Genomic DNA, 15,973 nt, shown 5'->3' with positions numbered 1-15,973 from the left:
CTTTTGAAGAAAATTCTTTTACTTTCGGACACGCATTCTTATATCGACGATAGAATTTTGGAATATGCGCAACAAGCAGACGAAATTTGGCATGCTGGCGATATTGGTGATATTTCTGTGACCGATAAATTAGCTGAAATAAAACCTTTGCGTGCTGTTTATGGAAATATTGATGATAATAAAGCGCGCGCAGAATTTCCTCTCAACAACAGATTTACATTAGAAGGTGTTGATGTTTGGATTACGCATATTGGCGGTTATCCAGGAAAATATAATCCTTCCATTCGAAAAGAAATCACAGAAAATCCTCCGAAATTATTCATCTGTGGACATTCACACATTCTAAAAGTAATGCCAGATAAACAATTGGGTTTAATTCATATGAATCCAGGTGCTGTTGGTAAACACGGTTTTCAGAAAGTTCGTACGATGTTACGTTTTGAATTAAACGAAGGAAAAATTGAGAATTTGGAAGTGATTGAGTTTAAGAAATAACCTATAATTACGAAGTTTGAATTACGATTTACTAAATTTATAAATGAGATTTGCATTTCGAGTTTCGCACTTCGTATCTAGCTCTATTTCGACAACTTAAATTCTTTCAATATAGATACAAACTTTGGATTGGTAATATAATCTCTAAATTCGTGCGTTTTTTGACCTGAAAAATCAGTTTCTTCTAAGAATGTATAGTTTTTTGAAAGCTCATCAAACAAATCTTTTTTGTAACCAAAATCTGTTGCAATCAAATTCTCTGACAAAAAACCAATTTTACCTTTTCCTAATACGTAATCTGTATTGTTAATTGTAATATGCATACGTTTTAGCTGAGGCGTAAATACCTTTAATTGTTCTGAATCAGTCGTAAAATCAATCTTCCCAATTGCTGGTGCCAACATTATACTATAAATTTTATTGTTATTTTCTAACAAAGCTTCTGCATTTGTAAAATCGACATGATGTGCATTTTCTGCACGTTTTATTTCACTTCCTCGTAACGAAGGATTTACGAGTGAACTCAAAACAACTGAAGCTCCACGACTATGCGAAATTAAATACACATCTTTATTATGTATAACATTAAGAATTCTACGAAGTCCAAAAACACCCGCCATTTGGCTATTTGTCGTTGCACTAACCCAAACTTTTGCTGCACCAAAAAGACTTTCGTTCACCAATCCGTCCCAATAAAAATTAATCACCTCATCACTCGAAGAGTTAACATTCATATACGTTTGTGCTTTATTGTAATTCTTCAAACTAAACAGATAATCATTGTCAATTCCGTGTACAAAAATGATGACACGTTTTTTATTCTTAACTCGTTTTTCGATGTTTTTTAGACGTAAATCTTCGTAGGAAGTCAATTTATTCTGAAAATTATTTTCTGTTGCAATTTTCATTAGCGAATAATCTCTACGACCAGCATTTTTAGGTGGATTTCCATACGTTTTTAGCCAATTATCTGGATAAAAATTTCCGTTTTGATCCACAAAAGAACTTGTTGTATTTGGTTGAATAAAATTATTTGGATTCTGAGAAGTCGGCACGTTATGTATTGCTGCACACGACGTTAACAAACTAATCAAGATGATATATAACAAGTTTTTCATATGATAAAAATTGGTATGCGAAGTAACTACAATTTTCTTTATTTCACAATAGATTTAGTATCTTCAACCAGAAGTTTAACAAGGTTTTAAGTGAAATATAACATCAAACAAATTTTAGCCGAAACAAACCATCGCACTTGGCAATATCCTTCAAAGTCATGGAGATACTATCAAGAATGGAACAAAGCGTTGTTTTTTCATTACAGAATTGATAAAGAAATTTTGAAAGAATTAGTACCAAAAAATGTAGAAATTGATGAAATAAATGGTTCTGCTTGGGTTTCGCTTGTTGCATTTACAATGGAAAAAATTCGACCTCGTTTTTTACCTGCCTTCTCTCCTATTTCTGATTTTGATGAAATTAACTTGAGAACTTATGTAACGAAAAATGGAAAGCCTGGTGTTTATTTTTTATCAATTGAAGCTGGAAAATTATTTTCGGCAATTTTAGCAAAATCATTATCAGGTTTACCTTACGAAAAATCAAACATCAATAGAACCGAAAATTCTTATCAAGCGGATCATCCTAAACGAAATTTTTCACTATTAGCAGATTTTCATGTCGGAATGGAAGTGAAACACAAAACAGAATTGGATTTATTTTTGACCGAACGTTATTGCTTGTATTTGGAAGAAAATAATCAATTATTTCGTTACGAAATTCAGCATTTACCTTGGAAAATCAATCAACTTGATTTAGAATTTTTGACAATAGATTATCAGCTCGAAGAATTAAATATCGACTCTAGACCAGATTTAGTTCATTATTCAGAAGGCATACAAGTTGTCGCTTGGGAGAAGGAAATGGTTTAGCAATCATTTGTAATGTATTTTTCATACCTATCATTTATACCATAAATCTTTGCAAGTATAATCAACCTCTTTTATTGTTACATTCCCATTTGCTGAATTTAATACATCTGTATATTTTGGATTATATCTTATCTCCAAATGAATGGTAGTTGAAAAATTAGTTGTTGATTTAAAATCTATTATAGCTGAATTTTCATCTTTATTTAGTTGTATTATTTCTTCCAAATTTGTGATTTTTATTGTATCCTTAAAATCTTTACCAGGCTTATCCCAACCCTGAAAAATATCTATATCAAAAACGGCTGTAGAATCCGTGATAAAATAAAAACTCATAACATCATAACCACACAACAATCGAAATCCTTTATCATTACTATTTTTAATAAATTTTTTAAAATCTACTATTTGTGGTTCAACTTTAATAGTATCGATTACTAACTTTTGCTCAATTTTAACTTCTTTCTCTTTACAAGAAAAAAAACAAAAACTAACAAACTACTGATGATATACTTTCTCATATCAAATTCTATTGAAATGTGTTATATTATTTTATCTTTAACCAATAATTAAAACCTTTCTGCCATGACACCAATGACTATAATAACAATTCTACTGTTTGTTATAACATTTTCTTTATTATTATTTTTAGGAATAAAATCTGTTTCTTCTCTTAAGAAAATCAAACCAACTAATAGTTTAATTCCTAAAAATCGTCAACTATTTATAGAGAATAAACTAAAGTTACATAAAAAAGTAACGGCGATTTTTTCGATTTTTATCATTGTTGCCTTACAATTTCCTTTTTTCTTCACTGTTTACGAAACTTATACAACTTTTTATCCAAAACATATGGATGTTGTACAAGAAAGAATGACTGATAGCTACATTATGGGCGCTATAATGTTTATCGTTTCACTTATTTTTATAACTATTTTTTACTTAATGTTAAGATTAATGATAAAATCTCAGATTTCAATTATACCACAATTATCTGATCAGGATTATCAAAATTTTATTGATTATAGTTCGCGATTAAATATTATGGATAAAGCATATCCTCCATTAATTATTGACGATCAAACTATATATGTTTTCAAAGCTGGAAGAGTTGTAGAAATTAACATTAACGATATACAATCTTATTCTGTTACAAGTGGTGTAAAAGGCGGTTATCATGTAAAAATCAAGCATCCAAATTTGAAATTCTTTATATTATCAAGTAAACATTCTGTTGATTATTTAAATGATGCTATTTACTCAAAAAATAGTCGTTTAACTAGATCTTAAATTTTCTTTCTCAATAAATGTTGCATTCCATTTACCCATTCTCGTTGAGAACCATCGTCTATATAACCAACTTTAAGGTACAAATCGTATGCTGATTTATTGTTGAAATTAACCGCTAAAACCAATTCATCAATTGTCGGAAAATTATCTTTTACAAAACCATCAACCAAATTCATCGCAACTTTTCCATAACCTTTACCTTGATATTGTGGATTTATTGATAAAGAACGTACTAATAATGAATTTTTGTTATTCGTCATCTCTAATTTATCATCACCATAATCTAACACAAAAAAGCCAATTGGTTCAGCTTCTAACAAAATTGTAATCGGCTTTGCATGATTATCCTTTCGTTCTTTTAATCGATGAAAAGTTAGTTCGGGTAAAGCGGTAAAATTAATTTGGTTTTCGGGCAACGTATAATTTAACAACGCATTATGATGTATTGATTCTGTAAATTTTAATTGAATATTTTTCATACTATTTAACTTCTACTAAATATAAAAAAAACGCTCAAGATTATCTTGAGCGCAAATCATAAATATTTAATCAAATTTCCATTTCACAAAAGCTTCAATTGCTTCGTAATCTGCTAATCCTAATTTATTATACAATCCAGCAGTTTCACTTGTACGATCTTCTGCACGAACCCAAAACTCTCTCGGATCATCTCCAGGAAAGACAGGAACATCTTTTTGTGATTGATGTTTAAAAATTGCTAATCGCTTTCTTTTTACTTCTTGTGGAGAAAGCGGAATCGCCATTTCTATTTCGTGAATTGGAAACTCATGCCAAGCGCCACGATATAGCCATAACCAACAATCTTTTGTCCATTCATCTGTTTTACGTAAACGTGTTAAAGCTTCTAAAATAATATCAAAACAAACTTTATGTGTTCCGTGCGGATCAGCGAAATCGCCTGCTGCAAAAACTTGTTGAGGTTTTACTTGGCGCAACAATTCCATTGTTTGTTGAATATCGTCTTCTAAAGAAACATTTTTTTCAAACTTACTTCTATCATAAAATGGTAAAGCCTGAAAATGAATATTCTCGTCTTTTAATCCTACGAAACGTGCTCCAGCAATAGCTTCTCCTTTTCTGATAAGTGCTTTTATGGTACGAATAAGTTCAGGGTCTACTTCGTTTGGTTTTTTATTTTTGAAAAATTCGCGAGCTTGCTCGTATGTCGTTTTTGTTTTTGTATTACTTTCATCAATTGCTCCAGCGTAATCTTGTACAAATTCTAAATAACGTAAAACATCATCATCCCAAACCGCTGTATTTCCAGATGTTTGATATGCTACATGCACATTATGTCCTTGATCTGCTAAACGTATAAATGTTCCTCCCATCGAAATAACATCATCATCTGGATGTGGCGAAAATAATATAACATCTTTCTTCGCTGGCTCAGCTCGTTCAGGTCGATTAGTATCATCTACATTAGGTTTTCCTCCTGGCCAACCAGTAATTGTACGTTGTAAATCATTAAAAATTTTGATATTGATATTATAAGCAGGACCTTGTTCTGTCACCAAATCAGCCATCCCGTTATTATTATAATCGTCATCTGTTAATTTCAGAATTGCTTTATCTAATTTTAATGATAACCAAACAACTGCTTTTTTTGTTAAAACATCATTCCAAGTTACTTCATGAGTTAACCAAGGTGTATCAAATCTTGTTAATAATGTAGAGGCGTCTTCATCAATTACAAACTCTACATGATCAGAAAGCTGTAAATATGTTGCTGGAATTTCTGGCGAAATTTCTTCTTCTACAGCTCTTTTTATAATACCCGCTTTTTTCTCATTCCAAGCCATTAAAATAATTTCTTTGGCTTTAAAAATCGTTCCAACTCCCATTGTAATGGCTTTTGTAGGTACATTTTCTTTACCTCCAAAATCGCGAGAAGCATCACGACGAGTTAAATCGTCTAAAATTACCATTCGAGTTGCTGAATTTGGCGCCGAACCTGGCTCGTTAAAACCAATATGTCCTGTACGACCGATTCCTAAAATCTGAATGTCTAAACCTCCAAAATCAGAAATTTTTTGTTCATAAGCTTCGCAAAAAGCTTGAACTTCTTCTACTTTTAATGTTCCGTCTGGAATATTTATATTTTCTCTTGATATATCAATATGATCAAAGAGATTTTTATTCATAAAGGTTACATAACTTTGCTCAGCTGTTGGTTGCATTGGATAATATTCGTCCAAATTAAATGTCACAACATTACTAAAACTTAAACCTTCTTCTTTGTGTAATCTTACTAATTCTTTATAAACTCCAATAGGTGTAACACCTGTTGCTAAGCCTAAAACTGCTTTTTCACCTTTTTCTTGCTTTTCCTTAATAATAGAAGCTATTCGATTTGCTACTTTTATTGAAGCCACATTTTGATTTGGATAAACGGTTACAGGAACCTTTTCAAAACGTGTTTCTTCTAGAAAATTTAATCTTGCCATTTTTTTGTTGTCGTAAAAGTTAATTTTAAAAGTAAAAAAAAACTGCGATTAATTAGTAGCTAAAACACGAATATTAAAGGGTGTGAATATATGATACGTGATAATTTCTACTATTGAAACTAGTGTGAAAATATTTTTTAAAAAATAGCTATATCAAAGAATTCTTTACTTGAATTACATTTTTAAACAGAAAAAAAATAATTAAAAAAACGCTCAAGAAACCTTGAGCGTTTTTTTAATTATTTAAATATTGTTTTTAATAATTTATTACACCTGAGCCCAAAAGCTCATCATTCAAATACCAAGCACAGAATTGACCTTCTGTTATTGCTGTTTGAGGAGTTTCAAATTCTACATACATTCCATTTTTTGCTTTATGTAAAATTGCTTTTTGTAATGGTTGACGATAACGAATACGAGCTAAGATTTCCATCGTTTCATCTTCTTTTAATGTTAAATCTTCGCGAACCCAATGTATTTCTTCTTCTTTTATAAACAAAGCTTTTTTCAATAAACCAGGATGATCAGCTCCTTGACCAGTGTAAATCACATTTTCTTTTACATCGGTATCAATTACAAATAGAGCTTCTACTTTTCCTCCTACTCCTAATCCTTTGCGTTGACCACGTGTAAAATAATGCGCACCTTGGTGTTTACCTACAACTTCTCCATCAACTTGAGAATAATCAAAACCTTTTGCTTCAAAATCTAATGCTTCATATTTATTTGTAAAAGTTGGAATTTCTCTTTTATATCCGTTCCAATCTTTCGCTATTTCTACAATTACACCATCTTTTGGTTTCAGCTGTTGTTGTAAAAATTCAGGTAAACTTACTTTACCAATAAAACATAGTCCTTGCGAATCTTTTTTATTTGCTGTAACAAGATCTTGTTCTAAAGCAATTTTACGAACTTCAGGTTTCTCGATATCTCCAATCGGAAACAATGCTCTACTCAATTGTTCTTGAGATAATTGACACAAGAAATAAGATTGATCTTTATTGTTATCTGTTCCTTTTAGTAACTGAAAAATTTCTTTTCCATTTTCATCAATTGTAGATGTTTTTCTGGCATAATGCCCTGTTGCAACGTAATCTGCTCCAAGTTCTAAAGCTGTTTTCAAAAACAAATCAAACTTAATTTCACGGTTACATAAAACATCTGGATTTGGCGTTCTTCCTTGCTCGTATTCATTAAACATATAATCTACGATACGCTCTTTGTACGAGTCAGACATATCAATAACCTGAAAAGGAATCTCTAATTTTTTGGCTACTAACAAAGCGTCTGCACTATCTTCTATCCACGGACATTCGTCCTCTAAGGTTACAGATGCATCATTCCAATTACGCATAAATAATCCAATCACATCATAACCTTGCTCTTTTAGCAAATAGGCTGTAACACTAGAATCTACTCCTCCAGAAAGTCCTACGACAACTCTTTTCATCTTCAAAAAATTTCAGTCCACAAATTTACGAAATAATTCCGGAGCAGTCTTGATGTGTATCAATCATTTTTATTGATGATGGAATAACAAAAAAGGAACATCAAATTTGATGTTCCTTTTTATTATTTTATAGAAAACAGTTATAATCCTATTAACTTATTTGTCTTTGTAATTGCTCGTGCATTTTTTTCTTCAATCCACTCTTGTCCTTTTATTTTTCTCATGACATTATCATATGTTCTCATGATAAAAATATTATAAATAGCTTCGGATAAATTTTTAGGTTTATGTGCTAAAGAACGTAAACTAACCGAAAATCCTGGTGTAAGATATTTCATATAATGCCACCAACCTTCAGGCATGTATAACATTTCGCCGTGTTTAAGATCAGCTACCATTGGATTAATATTTTTCAATGCTGGCCATTTATCAAAATCAGGATTATCAAAATCGATGTCTTCTCTACAAATAACCGAATACGGAATTTTGTACATATATTTTGAATCTTGTGGAGGAACAATGACACATTTTTTTTCTCCTGCAAAATGAAAATGTAAAATGTTCGCTAAATCAATATCATAATGCATAAAAACATTTGAACCTTCACCTCCAAAAAATAACATTGGCATAGATTTGAAAAGATTTAATCCTAAATCTGGCAATTTATAATCTTTTTGTAATTCAGGAACTTGACTCATCAAATTATACAAAAAAATACGTAAATCTGTAGGTCCAGCGTGTAATAAATCGATATACTCAGACATCTTCATTTTAGCAACTGGTTCATTTACTTTTTTTGTATAATCAACAGGATCATTATTATATAGAGGAACAATTTTATCGCCCGCAACTTGTTTCATGTACTCAAAATTCCATTTTTCATATGCAGGCCAATCTTCTGTAATGCGCTCTACAACTACTGGTTTTTGAGGTTTTACGTAGTATTTCTGAAAATCTTTTGCAGAAATAGTTTCTACTCTTTCAACTTCTGTGAAATTAAAATTCATCTTTTATCTAAAATAAAGCTACAAATTTAATTAACTTTTGGTTAAATTCTTAGCGAAAAGTATTCCAAAATTTATCTTAATTTAATCTAACTCATTTATAAATCTTTTAATTTTTTAGAATTATTTTCATCAATAATAATTATTCATCAAATAAATAGGAGAATCTTAAATGGAATTCATTTGCATTTGATGCATATACAAACAGTTACAATTGTTATCTTTACCTAACAAAATAACAAACCATAAAAGTGAATTTTTGGACTAAATATTTTACCTTTTTCTATCTTGTTCTGAGTTTTTTTTGCTCTGCTCAGCAAACTTTTCCTTACTTAGAATTAAAAAACAATGAAGATTTCAAAAAGATTTCTGCTATTTCTTTAACCAATAAATTTACTTTTCATCATTCTTTAGGTAATTTGACCAGTACGTTTCATTATATAAATAGTAGTGAAGAAAATGTTGATGCTCAATTTATTTATCCTTATCAAACTAATCAAAATTTATACGAATTAAAGGCTTTTGTAAATGATCAAATGTTTGAAATTCAATCAAAATCTATTTCTTCTATTCGAAAAGAGTTAAAAAACATTGATGCTTCAACTATTTTTAAGAAGCAAAAAAATAACCAATTTTTACGATTAAATCTTGGGAAAGTTCCTCCAAAAGCAACAATTAAAGTTGAACTAAAAATTGCCAAAATCGTAACCGAAAATAGAACAAATTATCAACTTACTTTCCCAGAATTTATTACAAAAAGAACGGAATCTTTCACTCAAATTAACCGAGAAAACTCAATTTTAAATGGTTTTCCTTCTAAAATAAATTCTGAAATAATACTTTCTGGTAATTTTAAAATTTCAAAAATTGATTCGAACTTGAAATTTGTTAAAGAAAAAGATCAAAATTATTACGGAAAAAGTACTGAAAATAAACTTTCGAAAATAACTTATTCTTATACTCAAAATGATATTCAGAGCGGAATCGAAACGTTTACCGAAAATGGTTGTGATTATATTCTCGGGATTATTGAACCTTCTAATAAATCAGAAAATTATACCATGCCTCGTGAATTTTTGTTTGTGTTAGATGCTTCTGGCTCGATGATGAATGAGCCAATCGAGATTATCACAAAATTGATGCGTAGTATTTTAACTGATTTACGTTCAACTGACAAGTTTAATATTTTGGTTTATTCAACTAAAAATGAATTGTTTTTTAAAGAATCACAATTTCCGACAGCTGAAAATCTACAGTTTGCTCTGAGTAAAATCAAACAATATGACGGAAATGGAGAAAAATTATTGGATGAAGGAATTAATCAAATTCAGAAAAATCCGATTGATCCAACTTATAAAAGAATTATCGCAATTGTTTCTGATGGAAAAATGATTCTGAACGAAACGGTTTATAATTCGCTTAGAAATAATGCAAAAGATGCGCAATTTATAACGTTAGGAATTGGGCGAGAATTGGATTATCAAGCAATGAATTTTATTAGTTTGGCAACCGGAACACTACCAATTACGGTGAATGACTCAAAAGAGTTACAACAGAAAACAACTCAATTTCAGGAAGCTGTTCTGAATTCTTCTGCCTATCAACTAAAAGTTCAATCGTCACAAATCAATTTAAACGAAACATTTCCAAAGAATTTCAATACTTATTTGGCTCAAAATTCGATCAATTTTGTAAGCAAAGATTGCAACCGAAATTATCCTAAAAAACTACAAATTATTGGTACAGAATCACGCCAAAATTATAGTAAAGATTTAGAGATTAAACAATCTAATCAAAATGAATTGACTGAAGCAATCAAGTTTTATTGGGCAAAGCAAAAAATAGATTATCTCTTAAAAGATGAGCAACGATGTGGCGAAATGTGTGTAAAAGACGGACGTTATCGTAAAGAAATTGAGAAAATTGGGACTGAGTTTAATCTTTCAACACCCTATAATTTACTGATTCAGAATGGAAATTTAGAAAATTACAACAATGATTATGACACAGACAATGATGGTGTAATGGACATGGAAGATGAATGTCCTTATGTAAAAGGAAATCGATTTGGAAATGGTTGCCCTGAAGAAAATTTAAAAAATCAACAACTTAAAAATTATGTTGTTGATTATTCAAACTATTTAATGGAAACTGTCGAATTTGATTTTGACAAAGCTGAAATCCGAGCTATTGATTACCCAAAACTAAATGAAGTTGTTGCAATAATGAAACGAAATCCGTCACATCATTTTGTCATCGAAGGTCACACAGATGCGGTTGGTACAGAACTTTACAACTTAGATTTATCACAACGAAGAGCATATGCTGTGTTGAGTTATTTAGAAGAAAAAGGCTTAAAAAGAGATCGATTTGTAATCGAAGGAAAAGGTTTTTCAGATTTAAAACATAAAGAGTGTAATCCAGCAACCAACTGTATCGATTGGAAAAATTTCGAGAATAGACGTGTGAGATTTAGAATAAGATGAGAATGATGAATTATTTTTCCGAAAAACTTTTTTCTCGTTCTTTAATTATTATCTCTAATGATTGAATTACATGAAATAAATAATTTAGAATTTCTTCATTACTAAATCGGACAACTAAAACACCATAATCCTCTATTTTATTCTGTCTTAATGAATCATTTTCATATGTAAAATCATGTATATTCCCATCAATTTCTATCACTAACATTAATTCATGGCAATAAAAATCGACAATATAGTTTAGCATTGGAACTTGTCTATGAAATTGATATCCCAACGATTTATTCCTAATTTGATTCCAAAACAAAACTTCTGAAAGAGTACTATTCTTTCTCAAAGCCCTTGCAAACTCTTTTAATTTAGGATTATAAGGAATTATCTTATTTCTCATTCTTAAATTTAACAAAAAATAATAACGTAAAATCATCCTCATATCCCCATAAAAAAATTACAGATTTATTCCCTTGAGGGGATTATAGGGGTGTAAAAATATTCATTAAAAATACATAATTATAAAAACATCCCCCTCCCCCCTTCAAAGGGGGAATAATAGAGTAATGTTTTTTATAAGTTTATCCCTTAGAGGGATTATAAGGGTGTAAAACAAAAAAAACCTCGAAATTTCTTTCGAGGTTTTAGCTATTTTAATTTATTTTCTTAAGAAATTCTTTCGATCAAAGCCATGTAGAATCCATCATAATTAGTTTCAGAAGGATAATGCATTTTTTCAGAAAGCAATTTATAATTAGCGTTATTAGCTAAGAATTTTTCAACTTGTTGTTCATTTTCTTGTGGTAAAATAGAACAAGTTGCATAAACCATCAAACCTCCTACTTTTATAACTTTAGAATATTCTGACAAGATTTTTTCTTGTGTTGCTATAATTTCATCAATAAAATGAGGTTGTAATTTCCATTTAGCATCAGGATTACGCTTCAAAACTCCCATACCAGAACAAGGTGCATCAATCAACAAACGATCGGCCGTATTTTCCATACGTTTGATTGTTTTTGCTTCAATCACCTTAGTTTGCACATTTTGTACATTATTACGTTTTGCACGACGTTTTAACTCTTTTAATTTCCATTCAAACAAATCCATTGCAATAATTTGTCCTTTGTTTTCCATTAAAGAAGCTAAATGTAACGTTTTTCCTCCCGCACCAGCACACGCATCTACAACACGCATACCAGGCTGAACACGTAAATAAGGCGCAATTAATTGCGAACCCGCATCCTGAACTTCGAACCAACCGTTTTGGAACTCATCTGTTCTAAAAATGTTTGTTTTCTCTTCTAATTCTAACGCATCTTGGTATTTTGATAAAACTTTCGTTTTTATTTTGCGCTCTTTCAGTGCTTTTTGTAACGTTTTACGATCAGTTTTTAATGTATTAACACGTAAAACAGTTGGCGCTTGCGAATTCATTGCATGTACCTCTTCTATCCAACGATCACCTAAGGCAGATTGCCCCAAATCGAACATCCAATCTGGATAAGATTCGGCTACAGCAACATTTTTAGACGATTGATGATGTCTTTTTAAAACTTCTTTTGGATAAATTTTCTGAAATTCTTCCCATTTAGGTAAAGTTTGTTCAGGATCTAATGCAAACCAAGTTCCGACAAATTCCCAAATTGTTTCGGGAGAAAGTGGACGGCTCATTGCACCTTCAACCAAACGTTTCCAACGAACCAAATCGTAAACCGTTTCCGCAATAAAAGCACGATCTCTCGCACCCCAAAGCTTGTTCGACTTCAATGTTCGCTCTACTTCTTTATCTGCATATTTTCTTTCGAAAAAAATCTGATTTAAAGTGTCAGTAATTCCGACAAATAAATTTTTGTATGGTAAAATCTTCATAATTCGTTGCAAATTTACAAAGAGTTAAGCGATTAGCGCAATTATTTTTTTAGACTTTACAATTGATTCAACTTTTTTCTTACCTCATCTGGTATTGCAACCACTTTATTTTTATGATAATCAAAAGTTACAATGCCAGTTTTTGCAATTGCAATTAGCTTTTCTGATGTAGAAATTCGGTAAACGATATCAAAACTTACACGCTCAAAATCCTGAACACCTATTTCTATAATTAATGTATCCTTATAAAAAGCTTGATTTTTATACTCTATTGCGACATCTGCCATGATAGAACTAACACCTCCCAAATCCATTTCAGAAAATCCAAAATGGTTAAAAAATTGCATTCTTGCTTCATGTATAATAGAAAGCACTTTATCATTTGCTAAATGATTGCCATAATTAAGATCAGTAATACGAACGGGAATAGTTGCGGTAAATAGATATTGTGAAGTTATCTCTAATTTGATTCTAGCCATATTTTTTGTTTCAATCAAAGATAAGAAATTGGTATAAAAAAAAAACGGGTTTAAGCTCCTCAGCTTAAACCCAATTGATTTTTAAAAAAACTTACACTGTAAGTATAAATTTAACATTAAAAAAAATCAATCTTACTCTCTACTACCTGGGGTCAAATTTAGAAATAATTTAATAAACACCAAAACTTTTTAGAAAAATTTTATTATTTTTTTTCAATAAAAATAATATCTCCATAAATTCTGTTGAAAATTAAGAAAATATGTAACAAAAAAAACTGATTAATTAAGACCTATATAAATAAATCACTTTAATAATTATCAATTTAAAAATTAGTAATTTGCAAATCCAAATAATTAATATGAATCTGACTCAATACATTCATCAACAACTAAGAGATATTTCTGAAAAATCGATTAACAATACACTAAATTGTTTAAACGAAGACAATACCATACCCTTTATTGCGAGATACAGAAAAGAGGTAACAGGAAATCTTGATGAAGTACAAATTTCTGCTATCAAAAAACTGCAGTCTCAGTATAGTGAAATTGTCAATAGAAAAGAATTTATTTTAAAAACTTTGGAAGAACAAAATCAATTAACTCCAGAGTTGCAACAACGCATTCAAAAAAGTTTTGATTTAATTCAAATCGAAGACTTATATCTTCCTTTTAAAAAGAAAAAGAAAACAAAGGCAACTATAGCTAAAGAAAAGGGACTTGAACCTTTAGCAAAAATCATTATGAAACAAAATAATATTAATGATTTGGATGCTTTAGCCGAAAAATATATTAATGATGAAGTTTCTACTATAGAAGATGCTTTTCTAGGTGCACAAGACATAATTGCCGAATGGATAAATGAAAACGAGTATGTTCGTCATCGTTTACGTGAGATTTATAGAAAATCTGCTTTGATAGAAAGTAAGGTTGTAAAATCTAATGAAAATGAGGATGATGCAAAAAAATATTCAAACTATTTTGAATACCAAGAACCTTTAAAAAAGATCGCATCTCATCGATTATTAGCAATTTTACGTGGTGAGAATGAAGGTTTTCTCAAATTTTCAGTAACTATAGATAAAAAAGAGGCATTTGGCTTTTTAGAATATACAATAATAAAATCAATACAACCAGAGGTTTCTTGGATTATAGAAGAAGCAATTAAAGACTCATACAAGCGTCTTTTAGCTCCTTCAATCTCCAATGAAGTATTAAAAGAAGCAAAACAAAAAGCGGATGAAACATCTATCGATGTTTTTTCTAAAAATTTAAATCAACTTCTACTTGCTCCACCTCTTGGTCAAAAACGAGTTTTAGCAATAGACCCTGGTTACAAATCGGGTTGTAAAATTGTTGCATTAGATGAGCAAGGTGATTTGTTGCATAACGAAAATATTTATCCACACGCTCCTCAAAATGAAAAAGCCCAAGCAATCAAAAAATTGAAATCTTTGGTAAATGCTTATAATATTGATGCTATTTCGATCGGAAATGGAACTGCTTCTCGCGAGACAGAAAACTTGGTCCAAAACATTGCTTTTGATCGCCCATTAAAAGTTTTTGTAGTAAATGAAGCTGGAGCCTCTGTTTACTCTGCTTCTAAAATTGCTCGCGACGAATTTCCAGATAAAGATGTAACTGTACGTGGTGCTGTTTCTATAGGTCGACGATTACAAGACCCTTTAGCAGAATTGGTAAAAATAGAACCAAAATCGATAGGAGTTGGTCAGTATCAACATGATGTAGATCAAAATTTATTAAAAAACGAACTGGATGATGTCGTTTCTTTCTGTGTAAACAAAGTTGGTGTTAATCTGAATACAGCAAGTAAACATTTATTAAATTATGTTGCAGGAATTGGTGAAAAAATGGCTGAAAACATTGTAGAATATCGTTCAGAAAATGGAGCATTCAATTCTAGAAAAGAATTGCTAAAAGTTCCTCGCTTGGGTGAAAAAGCATTCTTACAAGCTTCTGCTTTTTTACGAATTCCGAATGCTAAAAATCCGTTAGACAATTCTGCTGTTCACCCAGAATCGTATGCTCTGGTAGAGAAAATGGCCAAAGATTTGAAAGTTGATTTGAAAAATTTAATTCAGAATAAAGAATTAATTAATCAACTTGATTTGACCAAATATATTACCGAAAAAGTAGGTTTACTGACTTTGGAAGATATTAAAAAGGAATTGGAAAAACCAGGCTTGGATCCGCGTTCTACAGCTAAAGTTTTTAGTTTTGATCAACGATTAAAGAAATTCGAAGATTTGCAATTAGGAATGAAAGTTCCTGGAATCATCAATAATATTACCAATTTTGGATGTTTTGTAGATATTGGAATCAAAGAAAATGGTTTGATTCATATTTCTAAAATTTCGAATGAATTTATTTCAGATGTTAATTCTAAAGTACATCTTAGTCAACAAGTTGAAGTAACTGTAATTGGAATTGATACTGAAAAACGTAAAATTCAATTATCTTTGATTGATTGAGGAAAATAATTTCAAAAT

14 protein-coding genes are annotated in these 15,973 nt (G+C 30.4%); 5 read left to right on the top strand and 9 right to left on the bottom strand.

The window, feature by feature from the left end:
* Nucleotides 1-3 precede the first annotated feature (3 nt).
* Nucleotides 4-495, top strand: coding sequence for a metallophosphoesterase family protein (locus QHG34_RS12575; protein ID WP_282630557.1), 492 nt, complete (start codon nucleotides 4-6; stop codon nucleotides 493-495).
* A gap of 83 nt (nucleotides 496-578) precedes the next feature.
* Here QHG34_RS12575 and QHG34_RS12570 read toward each other — a convergent pair whose 3' ends face one another.
* Entirely contained in the window at nucleotides 579-1,613 is a 1,035-nt protein-coding gene (locus QHG34_RS12570) for an alpha/beta hydrolase (RefSeq protein WP_282630556.1), read from the bottom strand.
* 90 nt (nucleotides 1,614-1,703) lie between these two features.
* Between QHG34_RS12570 and QHG34_RS12565 the strand changes: the two genes are divergently transcribed.
* A complete protein-coding gene (locus tag QHG34_RS12565; RefSeq protein ID WP_282630555.1) occupies nucleotides 1,704-2,426 on the top strand; it encodes a YqjF family protein in 723 nt (240 codons plus the stop codon).
* A gap of 30 nt (nucleotides 2,427-2,456) precedes the next feature.
* On the opposite strand, the gene QHG34_RS12560 is transcribed toward QHG34_RS12565, so the two are convergent.
* A complete protein-coding gene (locus QHG34_RS12560) occupies nucleotides 2,457-2,759 on the bottom strand; it encodes a hypothetical protein (RefSeq protein ID WP_282630554.1) in 303 nt (100 codons plus the stop codon).
* Between the two features lie 249 nt (nucleotides 2,760-3,008).
* Between QHG34_RS12560 and QHG34_RS12555 the strand changes: the two genes are divergently transcribed.
* Nucleotides 3,009-3,713, top strand: coding sequence for a hypothetical protein (locus QHG34_RS12555; RefSeq protein ID WP_282630553.1), 705 nt, complete (start codon nucleotides 3,009-3,011; stop codon nucleotides 3,711-3,713).
* Here the strand turns inward: QHG34_RS12555 and QHG34_RS12550 are convergent.
* From QHG34_RS12550 to QHG34_RS12535, 4 genes are all read right to left on the bottom strand, one after another.
* Nucleotides 3,710-4,192 carry a GNAT family N-acetyltransferase gene (locus QHG34_RS12550; RefSeq protein WP_282630552.1) on the bottom strand — a complete coding sequence of 161 codons (483 nt, stop codon included), beginning with the start codon at nucleotides 4,190-4,192 and terminating at the stop codon, nucleotides 3,710-3,712. The two genes, QHG34_RS12555 and QHG34_RS12550, sit on opposite strands and share 4 nt — an antisense overlap.
* Before the next feature lie 66 nt (nucleotides 4,193-4,258).
* Nucleotides 4,259-6,181, bottom strand: a complete 1,923-nt coding sequence (gene nagB, locus QHG34_RS12545; protein WP_282630551.1) for a glucosamine-6-phosphate deaminase — start codon at nucleotides 6,179-6,181, stop codon at nucleotides 4,259-4,261.
* A 256-nt stretch (nucleotides 6,182-6,437) separates the two neighbouring features.
* Nucleotides 6,438-7,631, bottom strand: coding sequence for a tRNA 2-thiouridine(34) synthase MnmA (gene mnmA / locus QHG34_RS12540; RefSeq protein ID WP_282630550.1), 1,194 nt, complete (start codon nucleotides 7,629-7,631; stop codon nucleotides 6,438-6,440).
* A 140-nt stretch (nucleotides 7,632-7,771) separates the two neighbouring features.
* Nucleotides 7,772-8,638, bottom strand: a complete 867-nt coding sequence (locus tag QHG34_RS12535) for a cupin-like domain-containing protein (protein WP_282630549.1) — start codon at nucleotides 8,636-8,638, stop codon at nucleotides 7,772-7,774.
* A gap of 248 nt (nucleotides 8,639-8,886) precedes the next feature.
* Between QHG34_RS12535 and QHG34_RS12530 the strand changes: the two genes are divergently transcribed.
* Complete coding sequence (locus tag QHG34_RS12530) at nucleotides 8,887-11,121, top strand: OmpA family protein (RefSeq protein WP_282630547.1); 2,235 nt, start codon at nucleotides 8,887-8,889, stop codon at nucleotides 11,119-11,121.
* A gap of 10 nt (nucleotides 11,122-11,131) precedes the next feature.
* Here QHG34_RS12530 and QHG34_RS12525 read toward each other — a convergent pair whose 3' ends face one another.
* The 3 genes from QHG34_RS12525 to QHG34_RS12515 form a co-directional block, all read right to left on the bottom strand.
* The gene (locus tag QHG34_RS12525) at nucleotides 11,132-11,512 is read right to left on the bottom strand and encodes an endonuclease domain-containing protein (protein ID WP_282630546.1); all 381 of its coding nucleotides are present in this window, start codon (nucleotides 11,510-11,512) and stop codon (nucleotides 11,132-11,134) included.
* 266 nt (nucleotides 11,513-11,778) lie between these two features.
* Nucleotides 11,779-12,984: an RsmB/NOP family class I SAM-dependent RNA methyltransferase gene (locus QHG34_RS12520; RefSeq protein ID WP_282630545.1), complete on the bottom strand. Its 1,206-nt coding sequence runs from the start codon at nucleotides 12,982-12,984 to the stop codon at nucleotides 11,779-11,781.
* A gap of 56 nt (nucleotides 12,985-13,040) precedes the next feature.
* Nucleotides 13,041-13,463 (bottom strand): acyl-CoA thioesterase, encoded by a 423-nt coding sequence (locus QHG34_RS12515; RefSeq protein ID WP_282630544.1) that lies wholly within the window; start codon nucleotides 13,461-13,463, stop codon nucleotides 13,041-13,043.
* 359 nt (nucleotides 13,464-13,822) lie between these two features.
* Here QHG34_RS12515 and QHG34_RS12510 point away from each other — a divergent pair, with 359 nt between their 5' ends.
* Nucleotides 13,823-15,955 carry a Tex family protein gene (locus QHG34_RS12510; RefSeq protein ID WP_282630543.1) on the top strand — a complete coding sequence of 711 codons (2,133 nt, stop codon included), beginning with the start codon at nucleotides 13,823-13,825 and terminating at the stop codon, nucleotides 15,953-15,955.
* The last annotated feature ends 18 nt before the right edge of the window (nucleotides 15,956-15,973 follow it).

Origin of the sequence: Empedobacter sedimenti, assembly GCF_030005555.1 — a bacterium.
In the GTDB taxonomy this organism is placed as follows: domain Bacteria; phylum Bacteroidota; class Bacteroidia; order Flavobacteriales; family Weeksellaceae; genus Empedobacter; species Empedobacter sedimenti.
This window is presented reverse-complemented; position numbering and strand designations above follow the sequence as displayed.